15 protein-coding genes are annotated in these 18525 nt (G+C 40.0%); all 15 read right to left on the bottom strand.

What is annotated here, in order from left to right:
- Positions 1-4: 4 nt before the first annotated feature.
- Positions 5-376 carry a hypothetical protein gene (locus I5168_RS12865; protein ID WP_105018626.1) on the bottom strand — a complete coding sequence of 124 codons (372 nt, stop codon included), beginning with the start codon at positions 374-376 and terminating at the stop codon, positions 5-7.
- A gap of 75 nt (positions 377-451) precedes the next feature.
- Positions 452-2188: an efflux RND transporter periplasmic adaptor subunit gene (locus I5168_RS12860; protein WP_105018627.1), complete on the bottom strand. Its 1737-nt coding sequence runs from the start codon at positions 2186-2188 to the stop codon at positions 452-454.
- A 4-nt stretch (positions 2189-2192) separates the two neighbouring features.
- On the bottom strand, positions 2193-2684 hold the full coding sequence (locus I5168_RS12855; RefSeq protein ID WP_174270037.1) for a DUF305 domain-containing protein: 492 nt from the start codon (positions 2682-2684) through the stop codon (positions 2193-2195).
- A 25-nt stretch (positions 2685-2709) separates the two neighbouring features.
- Complete coding sequence (locus I5168_RS12850; protein WP_105018628.1) at positions 2710-3417, bottom strand: PepSY domain-containing protein; 708 nt, start codon at positions 3415-3417, stop codon at positions 2710-2712.
- Between the two features lies 1 nt (position 3418).
- On the bottom strand, positions 3419-4003 hold the full coding sequence (locus I5168_RS12845) for a DUF2911 domain-containing protein (protein ID WP_105018629.1): 585 nt from the start codon (positions 4001-4003) through the stop codon (positions 3419-3421).
- A gap of 19 nt (positions 4004-4022) precedes the next feature.
- On the bottom strand, positions 4023-6524 hold the full coding sequence (locus I5168_RS12840) for a heavy metal translocating P-type ATPase (protein ID WP_431472037.1): 2502 nt from the start codon (positions 6522-6524) through the stop codon (positions 4023-4025).
- A gap of 18 nt (positions 6525-6542) precedes the next feature.
- A complete protein-coding gene (locus tag I5168_RS12835) occupies positions 6543-6914 on the bottom strand; it encodes a nuclear transport factor 2 family protein (protein WP_240919370.1) in 372 nt (123 codons plus the stop codon).
- A 239-nt stretch (positions 6915-7153) separates the two neighbouring features.
- The gene (locus tag I5168_RS12830; protein ID WP_105018632.1) at positions 7154-7609 is read right to left on the bottom strand and encodes a heme-binding domain-containing protein; all 456 of its coding nucleotides are present in this window, start codon (positions 7607-7609) and stop codon (positions 7154-7156) included.
- A complete protein-coding gene (locus I5168_RS12825) occupies positions 7610-8206 on the bottom strand; it encodes a DUF3347 domain-containing protein (RefSeq protein ID WP_105018633.1) in 597 nt (198 codons plus the stop codon).
- A gap of 30 nt (positions 8207-8236) precedes the next feature.
- Positions 8237-10621 carry a multicopper oxidase domain-containing protein gene (locus I5168_RS12820; RefSeq protein ID WP_431472036.1) on the bottom strand — a complete coding sequence of 795 codons (2385 nt, stop codon included), beginning with the start codon at positions 10619-10621 and terminating at the stop codon, positions 8237-8239.
- 69 nt (positions 10622-10690) lie between these two features.
- On the bottom strand, positions 10691-11257 hold the full coding sequence (locus I5168_RS12815; RefSeq protein ID WP_105018634.1) for a helix-turn-helix domain-containing protein: 567 nt from the start codon (positions 11255-11257) through the stop codon (positions 10691-10693).
- A 2-nt stretch (positions 11258-11259) separates the two neighbouring features.
- Positions 11260-12477 (bottom strand): TolC family protein, encoded by a 1218-nt coding sequence (locus I5168_RS12810; RefSeq protein ID WP_105018635.1) that lies wholly within the window; start codon positions 12475-12477, stop codon positions 11260-11262.
- A complete protein-coding gene (locus I5168_RS12805; RefSeq protein WP_105018636.1) occupies positions 12474-16271 on the bottom strand; it encodes an efflux RND transporter permease subunit in 3798 nt (1265 codons plus the stop codon). Before I5168_RS12805 ends, I5168_RS12810 begins: the two co-directional genes overlap by 4 nt.
- 109 nt (positions 16272-16380) lie before the next feature.
- A complete protein-coding gene (locus I5168_RS12800; RefSeq protein WP_105018637.1) occupies positions 16381-16800 on the bottom strand; it encodes an HYC_CC_PP family protein in 420 nt (139 codons plus the stop codon).
- An 81-nt stretch (positions 16801-16881) separates the two neighbouring features.
- Positions 16882-18135, bottom strand: coding sequence for a site-specific integrase (locus I5168_RS12795; RefSeq protein ID WP_105018638.1), 1254 nt, complete (start codon positions 18133-18135; stop codon positions 16882-16884).
- Between the last annotated feature and the right edge of the window lie 390 nt (positions 18136-18525).

Raw genomic sequence — 18525 nt, 5'->3', positions numbered from 1 at the left:
TGAATTATGCCCGAGGTGGTTGGAAAAGAGATTCCAGATATCTGGAATTGAATTGAAAAGAATAATATGAATATGTCACCCTTTTTTCAAAGAGAAGTGGCTTTATGGTTAATGCGTTAGAAGGCGTTAAAAAAACTGTAGGATAACAGCATTGATGATGTGAATGTACAGGCGCACTATCGTCGTACGAGCCATCGTGATGGTCTTTGTTATCAGACTCATCATTGAAAACTACCTCTACTACATATTCATAAAACGTATCTCCACCATACTCTTTATGCATTTGGTAATGCGATAAAAAATGTGAAAACTTCTCTATTTGTTCACATATTTCCATATTGGCTGTAGCCCCTTGAAAAAGGAATAAGATTGCCATTGATATAGAACAAAATGCTTTCATATATATTACAAAGATAAAAGAATAATGATGCAATTGAGTTGCAAAGGGTTTTTACAACGAATCAATTAAACTTCCGCAAGTCAACATTGCATCGCCATAGTATGGATTTCTTATTTCTTCTTCCATACTTAACCATACCGCACCTTTATTGTTATTTGCCATAGGGCATTTCTGAATGTAATAATTTGTCGAGTTTTCTATGCTCATTGCAATAGGCACGATATTCTCGTTTAGAATGACGAAGTGAGAACGCTGATTTTCCAGAATGTCATTGTTTGCAATGGCATCCAGCATCTCAATACTTTTGGTTAAATGTTGTTTTTCCATCGTACCTAAATCATCAGTCGATATTGCTTTTAATTTTTCTGATGTCGCTTTCGCGAAAGCGGAAACTTGACTTGCATCGCTTGCTACAAGGGCATCTTTCATTTTGAGATATGATGGTAATGCTTTGTTGAAATCAGAACTAAACGCATTACTGAAACTCATTTCCATATCGCCCATCATTGCTGATTCGTCCTGCATCATTTGCTGATTCATCATTGATTTTTTACCCTGTAATTGTGCTGCTGCATCTACCGTGAACGTTCCATTGGTAACAATTTCATCGCCATTATTTAATCCGGAAGATACTTGGTAAGTTTCGCCAGAGCGATTGCCCAAGGTCACTTCGCGCATTTCAAACACAGGCTCGTTAGGATTGGTTTTAACATATACCAATGAGCGCTCGCCCGTCCATAGTACAGCACTTGCAGGTACGGTAAGGGTATTTTCCATAGTTTGCGTTGCGCCTTTAACCTTGCCCGTCACAAACATTCCTGGTTTAAACAGGTTGTCTCTATTTTGAAGGGTTGCACGTACCGTTACCGTGCGTGTCGCATTATTTAGAATAGGGTCGATGAATGAAATAGTTCCTTCAAATTCCTTGTTAGGATAGGCATTGGTCGTGATGTTGATTTTTTGCCCAATGTTGAATTGCGCTATTTGATTTTCATAGGCATCAAATTCTGCCCAAACCGAATTGAGGTTGCTCAACTTCACAATAGGCTGTCCTTGATTTACATAATCGCCTTGTGCTGCCATTACTTCTGAAACCGTTCCGGAAACCGTTGCATAAATCGGGAAATTCTCTCGTACCGTTCCACTTTCTTCAATAGCATTGATTTGTGTATCTGAAAGTTTCCAGTTTTTGAGTTTATTGCGAACTGCTTTATACAAAGCGGGTTGCGATTCTTTCAACGATGCTGCGGTAATCAATTCCTGTTGTGCCGCTACAAGGTCTGGTGCGTAAATGGTTGCGAGCAGCTGACCACGATTTACTTGTTGACCTTCATAGTTGACGTTGAGTCTTTCTATTCTTCCTTTGAAATAGCTGGCTTGCACAGTATTGTTTTCTTCATTAGCAGCTATTTTTCCAGAAAGGGATATCATCCCATCATCATCGCTGGCTTCTGCATTGCCCACGATAGTGGTTTGAATATTTGCCAACGCCATTGCGTTTTCAGTCATTTTTATCTCGTTTGCAGCGAGACCTTCTGCACCAGCTTCTGCAGGGATTAAGTCCATCCCACATATAGGACAATCGCCAGCTTCTGGTTGCATAATCTGTGGATGCATTGAGCACGTCCACATCTGGTCTGCACTCTCGCCAGAGTGGTCGTGTTGATCAGACATCTCGGATATATCCTTGTTTGCCATAGTATCACTTGACCCGTTTCCAAAAATGAGCCAGCCTGCGCCCAGACCTATTATTAGGGCTATTGCTATATATAAAATGTTCTTATTCATAATCTTATTTTTCGTTTTCTAGACGTTCAATCATTGCTTTCATCTCTGCAATTTCCTTACGTTGTGCCTTAATAATGTCTTCTGCCAGTTTTTTTACTTCTGGGTCTTTAATATCTGCACGCTCACTTGTTAAAATTGCTATAGAATGGTGCGGTATCATTGCTTTCATCCACAGTACGTCGCCCACAGTGGATTTTTGGTCGCGTACTAGTCCTAATGCTCCCAAAAACAATATAACACTACCTGCGAGAATTGCAATATTCTTTTTCTTGTCTTTATACATATTCAACATAAATAACAACATAATAACAGCCATAGTAGCTATTCCTAAACACACCATATAAAATCGTGTAAGACTGAACCACACGTGGTCAAACTCGTAGGTATTTAAATACATTGTGATGTACATTGCTATAAATGATGACCCTAGCATAAGGAAGAATTTAGTGTATTGGCTCATTCCTTTGTTCTTGTTTTCGTGTTCGTTTGAATTCATAATTTTTGGTTTTATTTGTTACTAATTATTTGATTTTCTTTTTTAGTTTTCTGATTGATGGGGAACTGATATACCACAAAACGAAACCGCTTAAGACAGTTATCAATCCCAAAAGTGAAAATGCCCTTAACAACAACGTGTTGAAATTATCCCTTCCCTGATAATCCATTGTATGGGTCATCCATAGAAAATCAAACCAGCGCCAGTCTCTGTGTCTCACCGTTTGAAAAGCGCCATTTTCAACCGCCACATAGGCTTTTAAATTTTGTGGTGTCTCATACGAGATTTCATAAGCTGGAAGTGGGCGACCTCGATATTCGTGATGTGGCCCTACAGAATCGACTAATTGAATTTTTGCTATTTCTAAATCGTTCAACATATACCTATTTGCAACTTGTTGTGCCTCTTCTTTAGAAATTCCGTTTTTCATTTGTCCCGTTCTTGCGTTATAAAGCTGTGCTTCATTAATCCAATAATAAGGTTCATTGGCTATTTCCAGTAATTCCAAAGATTGTACGGGTTCTTTAGTAGCAAGTTGGGATGTGCCGAGCAAATCATTAAATGTAGTCTTTAAAGGTGCTTCTTTCTTAAAATGGTCGCCGTGTATCTCGTCGATGTCTGTCCAGCTGAAATACATCCCACTAATCGTCCACATCAGAAACTGAATCCCTAAAAAGATACCCAAATAGCGGTGCGCTTTTCTAATCCATTTCGCTGTTTTTCTGTTCACCATTTTACTTTATTTCAAAAGGAAATTCAATCGTGACTTTTTCCCAACTCATTGATATTGTTCCGGAAGTCTCAGTTGTTTTGTTTACGTTATACTCTAAATGTTCTTTAATTTCTTCGGAAATTTTAGGTGTCACTTTAAATCGTAATACATCATCATTTTCATTATAGTCGTCCTTACCGTGTTGGTTCCAATTCCTGTTGAAAATGACAGTCCATTCTTCTTGATTCGGAATTACAAAAAACCCATATTTCCCGGCTTTCAATTCTTTACCGTCAATTTCTAAATCCTTATTTGTTTCAAGCCAAGTAGCCATATGGGCACCAGCCTGCCAGACTTGGTCGTAAGCCAACAGTCCACCGAAAATAATTCTATCCCTTACGCCTGGCGACGAATAATCTATATGGATATGTGTATCGCCTATCATCGCCATTGCCGATGTATGTGGACTAAGGGTTTTTTTGTTCTCAGATTTAGGTTCACTCTGGGTATGATTGTGCTCTATCTCTATTTTGGTATTATTCTTTTCTTCGTTTTTACATCCGCTGACAGCAACTACCAATAGGATTATCAAAATTTTATATTTCATAAGTATTTAATTAGTTAGATTATATGTTTTTACTTTTTAGACGTAATGAGTTGGCAATTACCGATACCGAACTGAAGCTCATCGCCAAAGCCGCAATCATTGGCGATAAGAGTATTCCAAAAAACGGATACAGTAGTCCTGCTGCAATAGGGATACCCAGCGTGTTATAAATCATTGCAAAAAAGAGGTTTTGTTTGATATTGCGCATTACTGCATCACTTAGATTTCTTGCCTTTACAATACCGTGTAAATCGCCTTTCACCAATGTAATGGCTGCACTTTCAATGGCAACATCCGTACCTGTTCCCATTGCGATACCTACATCACTTTTAGCGAGTGCAGGTGCATCATTGATACCATCGCCTGCCATTGCAACCACCTTGCCTTGCTCTTGTAATTTCTCGACTTCCTGCAATTTGTTTTCTGGTAGCATACTTGCTTGAAAATCGGCAAGGTTAAGCTCATCTGCGACAGCTTGGGCGGTGTCGTGATTATCACCAGTAAGCATAATGACCGCAATTCCCTTATTCTGCAAATCCTTGATAGCTTTTGCACTTGTTTCCTTGATTTTGTCGCCGATAACGACGTAGCCTACAACTTGACCTTCTACAGCGAGATAGGAAACCGTTTTCCCTTGTTTTTGGTAGGATTGTGCCTCGTTTTCCATAGCTTCGGTAAGTGTAGCATTTGCCTGTTCCATCATTTTGGCGTTACCTAAAGCCACTTCTTTATTGTTAACTTCACCTTCAACGCCTTTTCCAGTTACTGCGTTAAATCCATCTGCTTTTAAAAACTCTGCGTTTTGTTCTTTTCCATATTTTACGGTGGCTTCCGCCAGCGGATGTTCACTTTGGCTGTTCAAGGAAACAATGTATTGTAGTACTTCGGTTTCGGTAAAACCCTTCTCAAAAGAACCCACTTTCTCAACTGTAGGTTTTCCTTCGGTTATCGTTCCGGTCTTATCGACAATGAGAGTATCTACCTTATCCATTTTCTCAAGGGCTTCAGCATTCTTGATAAGCACCCCATTTTGTGCGCCTTTACCAACACCGACCATTACGGACATAGGTGTCGCAAGCCCCAAAGCACACGGACAGGCGATAATTAATACGGCAATCGCATTAACCAAGGCATAAACATAGGCTGGCTCTGGGCCCCAAATCGCCCAAACGCCGAATGTCACAGCAGCGATGATGACCACGATTGGCACGAAATATCCCGAAACGGTATCGGCCAACTTTTGGATGGGTGCACGGCTTCGACTGGCATCATTAACCATCTGTATAATCTGTGATAACAGGGTGTCAGACCCCACCTTTTCAGCTTTCATCAAGAAGGACTGATTGCCGTTGATAGTTCCGCTACTTACTTTATCATCTACTGATTTGTTTACAGGAATGGGTTCGCCTGTAATCATCGATTCATCGATGGAAGTTTCGCCTTCGGTAATAACGCCATCCACAGGAATCTTATCGCCCGGCTTCACACGTAGGATATCGCCCAATTCAATTTCATCGATGGCCACTTCCTGTTCTTCCCCATCAACTACCTTTATAGCCTTGTTAGGTGCCAATTTTAAAAGTTCCTTGACTGCGGAATTGGTCTTGCTATGCGCACGAGCTTCGAGGACTTGACCAAGTAGAACCAAAGTTAGAATCACCGTAGCAGCCTCAAAATAGACGTGAACCGTACCGGCTTCGGTCTTGAATTGGTCAGGGAAAAAATCGGGTACGAGCATCCCGAACACGCTGAAGAGCCAAGCAACGCCAGCACCGATACCGATAAGCGTAAACATATTTAAGTTCCACGTCTTTATACTGCGGTAGGCACGTTCAAAGAACATCCAAGTAGCGTAGAATACCACAGGAATAGAAAGCGCAAATTGAATCCAGTTCCAATATTTTAATTCTAAAACATCATATAAGGGGTTGTTGGGCAGCATTTCGGACATTGCAATGATAAAAATGGGCAATGTGAAAGCGACCGCTATCCAGAACTTTTTAAGCAGTTTTTTATAGGTCTTTTCTTCTGCGGATAAATCGGGTTTCATAGGAACTAAATCCATTCCACAAATTGGACAGCTTCCCGGTTCGTCCTTAATAATTTCTGGGTGCATCGGGCAGGTATATTGAGTATCAGAAGTAGTCGCTAAATTCACTTCTTCGACCAAATCCATTCCGCAAACAGGACAATCGCCTGGTCTGTCGTAAGTCTTGTAGCCCTCGCAATGCATCGGACAGTAAAATGTTCCTGTTCCTTTGCCTTTAGGTTTATCAACTTGCTTCTTATCGTGGGTATGATGATGTTCCCCATTTTGATGGATGCTGTATTGCCCACCGTCCGCTTTTAGAGCCTCTTGAAATTTTTCGATGGGAATATGTGCTTGCATTTCGATGATCGCTTCGGCTTTTTCTAAATTGACAGATGCATTAGTAACACCTTCTATTTTGGAAAGCGTCTGTTCGACGTGGTTTCGGCAACCATTGCAGGTCATTCCGTGTATGTGATAGGTGTGTGTCATTTTATGATTGGCTAAAAATTATTTAACATTTCTGGATGATGAATGTGTTTTTACTATCTGCCATTTTTCCTCTATCTTCTTAAGGATAGAAGTCGCCACCCCTTTTTTCTTTATGGTTCGAGTATTGCCTTTATCATCGGGATTGAGAACTATGGTGTAGACATAAGTTTCGGTAGTAAACGCATAGGGCAAATCTACTTCTGCATCAATTTCATAATCTGAAAATTCAAACTTCTTGAAATGCCCCAATTCTGGACCCAAATGATGTTCTATATAGTGGGCATAGGTGCCTTCAACACCACCAGATTCAAAAACCTCGGAATCTTCTGTAAATAAGTCAAAAGTACCTTCGGTTGTCAAGTTTTGTAGCGCATCTTTGTAGGTTTTCATTACTTTAAGCACCGCTTGCTTTTCTGTGTTTGTATCTTGTCCGAACACTTGGCTTGTTGCTATTATAATTAATGCGAATATTGTAGTTTTTCTAAGTGCATTCATCCTGTTTATTTTTAAGAATTTTTACTCAAATTCATTTATATCATTATTCATTTTTCTAATATTTTTTATTGTGCCTGACAAGGGAAGGGCTACTAACTAACCAACCATCAACTTTCCCTTCCCATATCAGGACTTTATTCCAAACTGTCTTTTAACGCTGTCATATAATCTATTATCATCCTCTTATATTCATCTGAAAGAATTGCATCTTTATGAATGAGTGTATAAGAATCCAAGGGCATTTTATCTTCTTCAATTTGGCTTATGATAGACCGAAGTTTACTATTCTTTCGCCGGTCTGAATATGTTGCCCATTCATTAAAATTAAGTTCGTCCTTACCTTCTTGTATGTGATCTTCCAGAAACCAAGCCGCAGGCTGTATCTTACTATACCACGGATAATCTGTATTATTACTGTGGCAATCGTAGCAAGAAACCTGCAACCGATTTTTTATCGTTGCAGGCACTTGATTTTCGACCATAAAATCACTTTGCGGTACATAATCGCTCTCGTTCAGAATTATTGGAAAGAACTGAATCACTATCAATGCCACAAGGGCAAGCCACGCTATGATTTTTAAAAACTTCAATTAGTTGATTTCTCGCTGTACTTTACCGCATTTCAACATTTTGTCACCGAAATAGGGGTTTCTAATTTCTTCGTTCATACTAAGCCAAGCACCACCCTCATTATTATTATACATAGGGCAGAATTGCTCGTATATCTTCATCTCTGTTCCAGTAATGGCAACCATATCGGTAACATCCTTGCTTAATATCTTAAAGTGCTCACGTTGGTGTGCCATATCACTTTCTGAAATGTGTTCTGCGTGTTCAATTGCGTCTTCCATAATATCCTTGAGTTCTTGTTGCTCACTATCTGAATAGCTCGATGCATCAAAACTGCCTAAAGTGCTTGCCAGCGTGGCGCCCAGTTGTTTTGCTTTGTCATTGTCATCGCCTACAAGAGCATCTTTTAAGTTGAAATAGTCATTCAAGATTGCTTCTGCTTTTGCATCTTGGTTGTCATTCATCGCCATATCGTCTTTGTCATCGATAGACTCTTGATGCATCTCATTACTCATAGGTGCAGCCGGTTCGTTCTTGTTTACATCTTTGCAGGAAACCGTTAGTACCGTTGTAGCAGCAAGTGCCATCATACCTAGTGTTCTTTTTACTTTTTTCATCTTTGTTGTTTATTTAAGTTAATTATTGTTTTAAAATCTTAATGAAAGTCCGCCACCCCATCCAAAACGGTTGTCATAGCTTCCCATTAAAGAGAAATCTCTACTCAGTACATATTCAAGTCCTACTTGCCAAGTCGTTTCTTCTTCAAAATCAGTCCCTTCTTCAAAGTCATTTACCCAACCAAAATCCATTTGGTATTCATACTCACCATAAAGGGCAACATTTCTAAATATCATAGTCGCTGTCGCAAAAGAGATAGTAGGACGTAACTTGTTATCAATCCGTAAATCGGAATCGATTAGAAGTGGAAGCAAATAACGAACACCTACGACACCTGTGGTAGATATTTCTTCAAGGCTATCCACGCCTTCGTTTTCAACATTTACACCTCCAAAAACCCTGAAATAACTATTGAGCCAACGCTCGTATGTAAACTCTGCTTCTAAATTTTCATTCCAGCCATATTCTCCTCTTAAGGTAAACTGATTACGAATGTTCGTTGCCGTATAATATAATTCTGTCATATGGCTTGCCCCAGTGACTTCTCCCCAAGTGAACATATGATTTGCCTCATTGGTAAGATTGGTCAAAGGATATCCTTCTAATCGTTCATCTCGTGGTGTATCGTAGCTAAAAATTCTAGCCATACCACTGTTTACGTGATATAGAACGTGACAATGAAAATACCAATCACCCTTTTCATCCGCAGCAAACTCAATGACTACCTTTTGCATCGGTGCAACATTAACCGTGTGTTTTAATGGACTGCGCTCACCATTTTCATTAAGTACCCTAAAAAAGTGTCCGTGTAGATGCATTGGGTGGTGCATCATTGTCATATTGTTAAGCGTTATTCGTACAACTTCTCCCTGATTGATTTTTATTTTATCGGTTTCTGAAAGTGGTACTCCGTTTATTGACCATACATATCGGTTCATATTACCAGTTAGGTTAAATAGCATCTCACGTGTAGGTCTGTCTTCCTCAAATTCGGTACTTTCTGGCGCTTTTAAATAGTGATAATTAAATTCAGGATTACCACCTGTTTTCATATTATCACCTATCACTTTGTCTTTTGGAACCATATAGCCCATTTTCATTCCACCATCCATTTGCATCTTATCGTCTTTCATTTTCATATCCTGATGAGCCATACCGTTGTCTTTCATTTTGATGGAATCTTTATCTTTCTGCATCCCATCCATCTGCATTTTGTCATCTTTCATATTCATTCCATCCATTTGCATTCCATCCATCTTCATTGCGTATTTCTTCATTTTTTCAATACTATCATTTTTTGAAGGGTTGAACTTAACTGCTGGGGCTCCCATTTTCATATCCATTGACATCATCTCTTGCATCTGTTTAATCAAATCAGGTCTAGGAACTTCTGGAGCTTTCAATGTATTGCCTGTTCCTAAAAAGGTAGATGCTTTACCAGAACCGTCTTGTGAAGTTGCAAGGATTTCCAGCTTTCCGCTTTCTGGAATAGTTACTATAAAGTCATATGTTTCGGCAACTCCGATTAATGTTTTATTGTGTGGTACAGGAACAACATCTAACCCATCCGCTGCTACTAGCGTAGGGTCTTCGCCACCGAATGTAAGCCAGAAATAAGTGGCAGCAGCTGCATTTACAAAACGTACCCTTACCTTTTCACCAGGTTTAAAATCAGGATAGTTCTGTTCAGGTTTTCCATTTATAAAAAAATAATCGTAGTAATTGTCAAGTATAGCCATATCTGGCATACGTTGCCACATCATTTTCAACTTAGCTCCAACAGCACCTCTGGCGATTACTTTATCCCAACTTTGTACTTGATTTTTCTTAATGAGGTACCATTCATTACCTCGTTTTAAGTTACGGAGTTGTGTTTTAGGATTTTCATCCATCCAGTCCGAAAGTACGAGTACCAAATCTTTATCATACTCTAATGTGGTCTCTTTAGGATTGATTTGAATTGAGCCATAAACACCTCGTTGCTCTTGCAATCCCGTATGTGAATGATACCAATAAGTTCCAGATTGTTTGAGCGCAAATTTGTACTGTTGAGTTTCGCCTGGCTTAATAGGTGGTGTATTTAGATAAGGTACACCATCGTAAAAATGTGGAAGTATTAAACCGTGCCAGTGCACAGATGTTTCTACATCCATTTTATTGGTTACGTTAATAATAGCAAATTCCCCTTCATTAAATTCTAAAGTTGGACCAGGAATACTACCATTAAAGGTCATCGCTTTTACATCTTTACCCGTGTAGTTTACAGTCTCATAATCAATAGTTAAATCATAGACACGTTCTGGCCAATTATCAACATTTTCTTCGGATTTGTTGGCCACAAAAGGATTGTCTGGTTTTTGTGCTTGCACTGCAAATCCAAATAGTATTAAGAAGAATATTAGTAGTTTTTTCATATTTATTTTTAATTTTTACCAAAATTAAAGCTGTTTTTCAGCGAGTTGTGTCATAATCTTGGTTCTTATCTATAAAATTTGGTCTAATGAATTCCTAAAATTTTGCTGTTGCTTTTTATAGGTCGTTAAGCTCATTCCTGTTTCGGTCTTAAATTGTCTACTCAAATGATTGATATGGCTATAATCCAATAGTTGACTTATCTCGGTAAAATTCTTTTCCTGTGTTTGTATGAGTTCCTTGACCTTTTCGATTTTCAGTTTAATGAAGTATTTTTCAATGGTATTTCCTTGTGTGAATGAGAATACCTTACTGATTTTTGAATAGTCTTGATGTAATTTTTCTGATAGGTGCTTAGATAATTTGTCGCTTAGTTGGATGGGTAGATTTTCCATCATTTTTATAAGAATAATTTTCACCTGCTCAGTTAGTGTATCCTCAGCAGAATCGATAATTGCGAAGCCGTTATTACTCAGAATTTCCTTAAAAGCATATCGCTCATCGTCGTTCTTGATGTCAAGTTTTACACGTCCCAATTCAATTTCTTTTAGTTCAATGCCCTGCAATTCAATTTCAGATTTGAGCACCTTGATACATCTATCACAAACCATATTTTTTATGTAAAAATCCTTGACCATAATTAATTGATTAGATAGTTAATAATGGCCGATTGTACATAGTACATTTGCACCGACTCGATTTGATTCATCTGAAACTTCAACTGCAATTCCTGAATGTCCAGCACATCGTTAAAATCGATAGTGCCCGTTTCATAATTTTTTACCAGAATTTCCTCGGCATCTTGGGCTTGTTTTAAGTTGCGCTCTTGTGTATTGTAAGCGATGCGCGCTTGGTTGCGTTGTGATTGCGCTTTCGCGAAAGCGGATTCCAGCACATTCAATCGCTGTTCCCGTTGGGTTTCTATTTCTTGCTGGCGCAGTTCATTTTGCCTTGAAATGGATTTGTAACGGTTGTTAAAAATGGGAATGGATACCGAAACCATTGGCATCAATATATCTTTCCCATTATCGCTAAAATTGACATCGCTACGTTCTGTTACAGGCAAGTAGTCCACACCAAAACCAATCATAGGTAAGCTTTCACGCTGGTTGAGTAGTTCAGATTGTGCCACAGATTCATAAAGTTTATCGTATTTGAGCAGTTCAGGATTGAGCGCCAGCGCTTCATTACTATAAAACGGGTCTTCCTGTGGAATTTCCATTTCTGGAACGACGTCAACCGTCATCATTGATTCGCGGTTGAGCAAGTTGTTGAAAGCCGTTTGTTCTGCTGTAAATTCTTCTTCCAGCACTTCCTTTTGTTGCTGTAACTCATTTTGCCGTATTTGAAGTCGCAACACATCTACGGCACTCGCTTTACCCACTTCTACAGATGTGAGCGCAAGTTGCTCATAGGTTTGCAATAGCTGTATATTTTCATCAAGCACAGCTTGCTTGGCACGTATAGAATACAGGCTATAATAGGATTGTGCGACCGAAAGTGCGAGCTTGCGCTTTGCAATCGTGATGTCCACATATTCGGCATCTGCCATTGCGGTGGCATAATTTTCACGAGCTGTAATAGTACCAAACCACGGCAACATCTGTTTTACACCTATCCGTGCACGTTGTGCGCCCACTCTGGTTTCTGGCTCGCTCACAAAGTAGCCGGCACTTACTTCGGTATTGGGAATCCAGTTGGCTTCGTTTACCTTTTCTTCGGCGATGTTGTACCGCAATTCAAAGGCTTGAATTTCTGGATTGTTCGCTTCGGCTTCCTGAATATAGGATTGTAATTGTTGCGCTTTCGCGAAAGCGGAAACAAACAAAAACACGAGTATATATTTTAATTTTTTCATCTGTTTGCTCTTTTAAGTTGGTATTCCTTTTTCCAGCTGTATAAAACTGGTAATAGGAAATAAGACGTAACGTCGATTATCATTCCGCCAAAAATGGGTATCGCCATCGGTATCATTATATCGCTTCCCTTGCCTGTGGATGTGAGTACGGGAAGTAGTGCCAGCACCGTTGTTACGGTAGTCATCAAACACGGACGAATGCGTTTACCTGCGGCTTCCAAAGTGGCGAGTCTTATACTTTTTTTATTGTCTGGTTCGTTGCTTTTGAAAGATTGGTCTAAATAAGTCGCCATAACTACACCATCATCTGTAGCAATACCAAATAGGGCAATAAAACCTACCCAAACGGCGACACTTAAATTGATGGTCTTCATATTGAACAAGTCCCGAAGATTTTCGCCGAAAAAACTGAAGTTGAAAAACCAATCTTGTCCGTACAACCATATCATTATAAACCCACCCGCAAAGGCCACGGCGATTGCAGTAAACACCATAAGCGATGTAGAAACCGACCTGAACTGGAAATACAAAATCAAGAAAATGACAAGCAAGCAAAGTGGTACAACAACCGACAGCGTTTTTTCTGCTCGCAACTGGTTTTCATACGTTCCTGTAAAGCGATAGCTCACGCCCTGTGGCACGACCAGCGAACCGTTATCAATATTTTCTTGAATCAGCGCTTGGGCATTTTCGACCACATCCACTTCTGCAAAGCCATCGAGTTTATCAAACAGCACGTAGCCAATAAGAAAAGTGTCTTCACTCTTAATGACCTGTGGTCCTTGCTCGTAGCGAATATCTACCAATTCGCCAAGCGGTACAGGACTTCCTTTTTCAACAGGAACATAGATATTACGCAAGTCGTCTGGATTTGCCCGTAATTCTCTTGGATAGCGGACACGCACGGCGTAGCGTTCACGGCCTTCCACGGTTTGCGTTAGTGGCATACCGCCCACGGCCACTTGAAGGATTTCCTGCACGTCCATAATGGATATGCCATATCGAGCCAATTGGTCTCGCTTAATATCGATGAGCAAGTAGGGTTTGCCCACGATACGGTCTGCAAAGACAGCTTGTTCTTTAACGCCTTCGGCTTGTTTCAAGATGTCTTCCAGTTGCAGTCCAAAATTTTCTATGGACTTTAAATCGGGACCTTTTACCTTGATACCCATAGGTGCTCGCATTCCCGTTTGTAGCATTACCAATCGTGTTTCGATGGGTTGCAACTTGGGTGCAGATGTCACGCCTGGTAGTTTGGTTACTCGAACTATCTCGTTCCAAATATCATCTGGACTCTCGATGTCTGGTCGCCAGTTTCGGTAATACTCGCCGTTTTCATCTTCAATCAACTCTTCGCGTGTAGCGGTAGTCTTGAGCGATGCTTTGTCATAATTGACATCTTCGTCTATCTCATTATTTGGGTTAATAATAAATTTGTCGTTCTTCAGTACAAACAATCCATCGTCATTGACCTTATAGCGTTGTCGCTCGCCTGAACTATTCCGCATATATTCAGATTTATACTGAATGACATTCTCATACATCGAGAGTGGTGCTGGGTCGAGTGCGCTTTCCGTTCGTCCTGCTTTTCCTACTACGGTTTCAATTTCAGGGATGCTCGCCACCGCCATATCGAGCTGTTGTAAGACTCGCTTGTTTTCTTCCACACCAGCGTGTGGTAAGGATGTAGGCATCAGCAGGAAAGAGCCTTCATTCAGCGCTGGCATAAACTCTTTGCCCGTATTTCGCATAATAATGATACCCAACGTGAGCACCGTAGCCGGAACGATTAAGAATAGATATCGGTTCTGAAGTGCCCATCGCAAAATACGCTCATAGTATATCCTGAAAATCGAGAACACACCAAGCAGTCCAAAACAGATAATGGAAACAAATAACAAGTTCATCACAATACTTCGGTCAAAGCCTAACGGTCGCCAGTAGGTAGCGAGCAAGAATACGATGGCAACCGATGAAATGATGATGTCCAGAAGGTTTTTACGCTTTACCGCTACGCTCTCTCGTTGGTCGTGAATCTCGCCAGCTCGATTTCGCGAAAGCGTACCACGCATCTTTAAAAGTGATGTTATGGCAAAGGCAATTAGAATTAGCCCCAACCAAAAGCCGTAAACGATGGCGAGAATTCCCAATAAAACAAGTAAGCCATTGATGACGTACTGTGTCCGTTCACGCAAATTCGTCTTACGGAAAAGAAATGCCGCAATGGGTGGGATGAGAAATAGCGCAATGATGAGTGATGCCGTGAGTGCCATTGTTTTGGTAAAGGCAAGCGGACGGAATAGTTTTCCTTCGGCACCAATCATTGTAAATACGGGCAGGAAACTGATTATTGTTGTTAAAACTGCTGTTAGAATAGCACCAGAGACTTCGGCAGTTGCGTTGTAGATGATTTCGTTTGTGGTGTATTCTTTACCGTTTTCATTAAGGCGCAGCTTTTCATCTTCCAAGTGCCGTATCATATTTTCGGCGAGTATCACGCCCACGTCCACCATTGTACCGATGGCAATGGCAATACCTGAAAGTGCGACGATATTTGCATCTACATTAAAGAGCTTCATCGTGATGAAAACCATCAAAACGGCTACGGGTAACAACCCTGAAATAAGGATGGATGCACGCAGATTGAAAACCATTATAATAATGACCAAAATGGTAATTAGGATTTCCAAAGTGAGTGCTTCATTGAGCGTTCCCAGCGTTTCTTGTATGAGTTCTGTCCGGTCATAAAATGGTACAATGGTAACTTGCGAAATGCGACCATCTGATAAAGTTTTTGTGGGAAGTCCAGAGCTTATTTCGGCAATTTGCGCCTTGACATTATTGATAACTTCCAACGGATTTGCACCGTAGCGAGCGACTACGACACCACCTACGACTTCGGCCCCTTCCTTATCGAGAATACCACGTCTGGTAGCAGGCCCCAAATGGACGTTAGCCACATCTTTGATGCGGATGGAAGTGAAATTTTCAGAATCTACAACTGCATTTTCAATATCTGCTATGGACTTGACGTAACCCAATCCGCGTACGAGGTATTCCGCTTGATTGATTTCGAGAGTCTGTGCCCCTATATCTTGATTGCTCTGTTTGACGGCTTTAACCACATCGCCCATACTCACGTTGTACTGGCGCATTTTTTCTGGGTCAATGTCCACTTGGTATTCCTGAACATAGCCACCAATGGAAGCTACTTCAGAAACACCACTTGCCGATGACAATCCATATTTCACATAGTAATCCTGTATGCTACGCAATTCCTGTAAATCCCATCCGCCAGTTACGTTGCCGTCTTTATCACGACCTTCCAGCGTGTACCAAAAAATCTGTCCGAGACCCGTGGCATCTGGTCCTAATGATGGATTGACACCATCAGGTAATAGGTTTGCAGGAAGTGAGTTCAGTTTTTCAAGTATGCGACTGCGTGACCAGTAGAACTCGATGTCTTCTTCAAAAATGATATAGATGCTTGAAAATCCAAACATAGACGAACTACGAATGGTTTTCACACCTGGAATACCGAGAAGCGAAGTGGTAAGAGGATATGTGATTTGGTCTTCAATGTCCTGTGGCGAGCGACCTTGCCACTTGGTAAAAACAATTTGCTGGTTCTCGCCAATATCCGGTATGGCATCAACGGCAACTGGGTCTGTAGGTAAAAAGCCCGTTTCCCAATTAAAGGGTGCGTTGACCACGCCCCAACCCACAAATAGGGCGAATAGTAGAACGGCAACAAGTTTGTTTTCTATGAGAAATTTAATGCTCTTATTCAGCATAACATTTGATGTATTAGATAATTGGAATTACGTGTTGCGGAAAATGGCAAACACGAGTTTTAGCCCACTACAGCATAGCTATTGGGCTTCATTCAAAAAATCTAACAAATCAAATTAAGAAAGTCTGGTACATCACTTGCACATCCCGTTTGACAAAGGGTCGCGGGTAATCTTCAAAAGGAACTTCTTCAGATTCGGTTCCTTCAAATAGGTTTATATAAGAATATGTAAAAGCAGCGATGAACGTTTGCTGCTCGCAAGTCAACTTGGTAAAGTTTTGCTTTAAATCATCCTGTCCTTCAATAATTAATTGCTCATCAGAGCAACAGGAATTTTTGGTAAGCATCGGATTTTCACAACCTATACTTGACTGCTCTTTTTCCATTCCACAGGTTTCTGCTGATTGGAACAATGAAAAATCTACAAGAGAATCCCCACAATAATGCATATCAACAGTAAATGACATCGTGGTAAAAAGTACCACGACTGCCATTAAGATAGCCATCGATTTGTGGAGGAATTTCTTCATTAAGTACAAAAATAATAAAATTTGATATAATTTGTTGTACTTTCTTATTTAGAATGCTTCTTGAAAGTATAAATTTGGTTATTAGTCTGCTTTTTTAATGCGTTCATTTTTATTCTTCAACAACTTGTTTTTCAAGATATCCATATCATTGCTAACCTTATGCTCGAGTACTCGAGCATAAATTTGAGTAGTAGCAATTTTACTATGTCCTAAGAGTTTTGATACCGTTTCTATAGGAACACCATTGGAAAGCGTTATGGTAGTTGCAAAGGTATGGCGTGCCATATGAAACGTTAGATTTTTAGTTATACCAACATAGTGAGCAACTTCCTTTAGATACACGTTCAATTTCTCATTAGTGATTACTGGCAAAAGTGTTCCTGTTACTTCTGTCATAGGATGCCCTTCATATTTAGAAATGATTTCTTCTGCTTTTCCAAGTAACGGGACTTTGACTGAAGATTTTGTTTTTTGACGTTTGGTATATATCCAATTTCCGCCATCCATACCAAGCACCAAATTATCTTCTGTCAAATTCATTATATCCACATAGCTGATACCGGTGTAGCAGCTAAACACAAATAAGTCACGCACTCTGTCCAGGCGTTCGATAGAAAACTGAAAGTTTTCCATATTGGAAAGCTCATTTTCAGAAAGGAACTCACGTTGCTTCTTCTCGTAAACTGGTTTCCATCTTACAAATGGGTCCCGTGGAATCCATTCCATATGATAAGCCAACGTTACTATTTTACGTAAACGTTGAATATGCTTCATTATAGTATTCTGGCTTAAGGCTTTTGGATGACCAGCTGGCCAGTAATTGGCTAAGTAATTTTCGAAGTCGCACAGGAATTTATAATCGAGCTCTTTTAAATAGATATCGGTTGTTTTCTTGACTTTGTTGAGAAATCTGTTGAGGTAGTTTTCGGTCACTCCGAAGTTTCTAATCGTTCCCTTTGCCAGAGTATTTTCAATTTTTTTACTGTGATAGGCGATGAGGTTTTGAAGTGATTTGGATTGCTCGTTCTCGCCTGTGTAGTGGGCTTTTATGAGCTTGGCCGTTATCAATTTTTCTTGAAATTTTAAGTCTTGGTATATCTGGAAGAGCTTAGTGTAAGTCTGGTCGATATACTGATTGAGTTGGCGAGCTTCTGCAGAGTTACCCTTACTTCGGTTTTTCTTAGGGTCCCAAAGTTTTACCGGCACTCGTCTTTTTAAACTGATGTTAGCTCGTTTTTGGTTTACCGTGATTCTGGCATAAACCAGAGCTTCGCCATCTGTGGCGTTCTTTTGGTCTGCCCAAAAGAGAATTGAGAATGTGTTTGTTGACCGCATAGTTGTCGTCTTTAGATTATACAAATCGTCTTGACGAATGTCAAATCAACTATAGCAAGTATTTCAAAGCTTTTCTTGAAAGTGTCAGTTCAACTGACACTTTGAAAATTAACTGACGATTAGCTACCATATAGAAGCAAATCGTTTCATTTCAAATGTTGGTCTAAAAACCAGAAAGCCACGCAAATCATAGTGATTGCGTGGCTTTGTTGTCATTTTGCAATGACTAAAGTGACCTCGACAGGATTCAAACCTTGTCTGTAATTCCTTAGTATTATTGACTTTCTTAGTTTTTCAATTTGATTACTAACCTAATAGCTACCATTTACATTGAAAGTCTTTATAGTTTTTTGTCTTTCTCAGGACATCATAAAGATACGAAAATCAAGG

The sequence above is a fragment of the Nonlabens sp. SCSIO 43208 genome (assembly GCF_050703575.1).
GTDB classification, from domain to species: domain Bacteria; phylum Bacteroidota; class Bacteroidia; order Flavobacteriales; family Flavobacteriaceae; genus Nonlabens; species Nonlabens tegetincola.
This window is presented reverse-complemented; position numbering and strand designations above follow the sequence as displayed.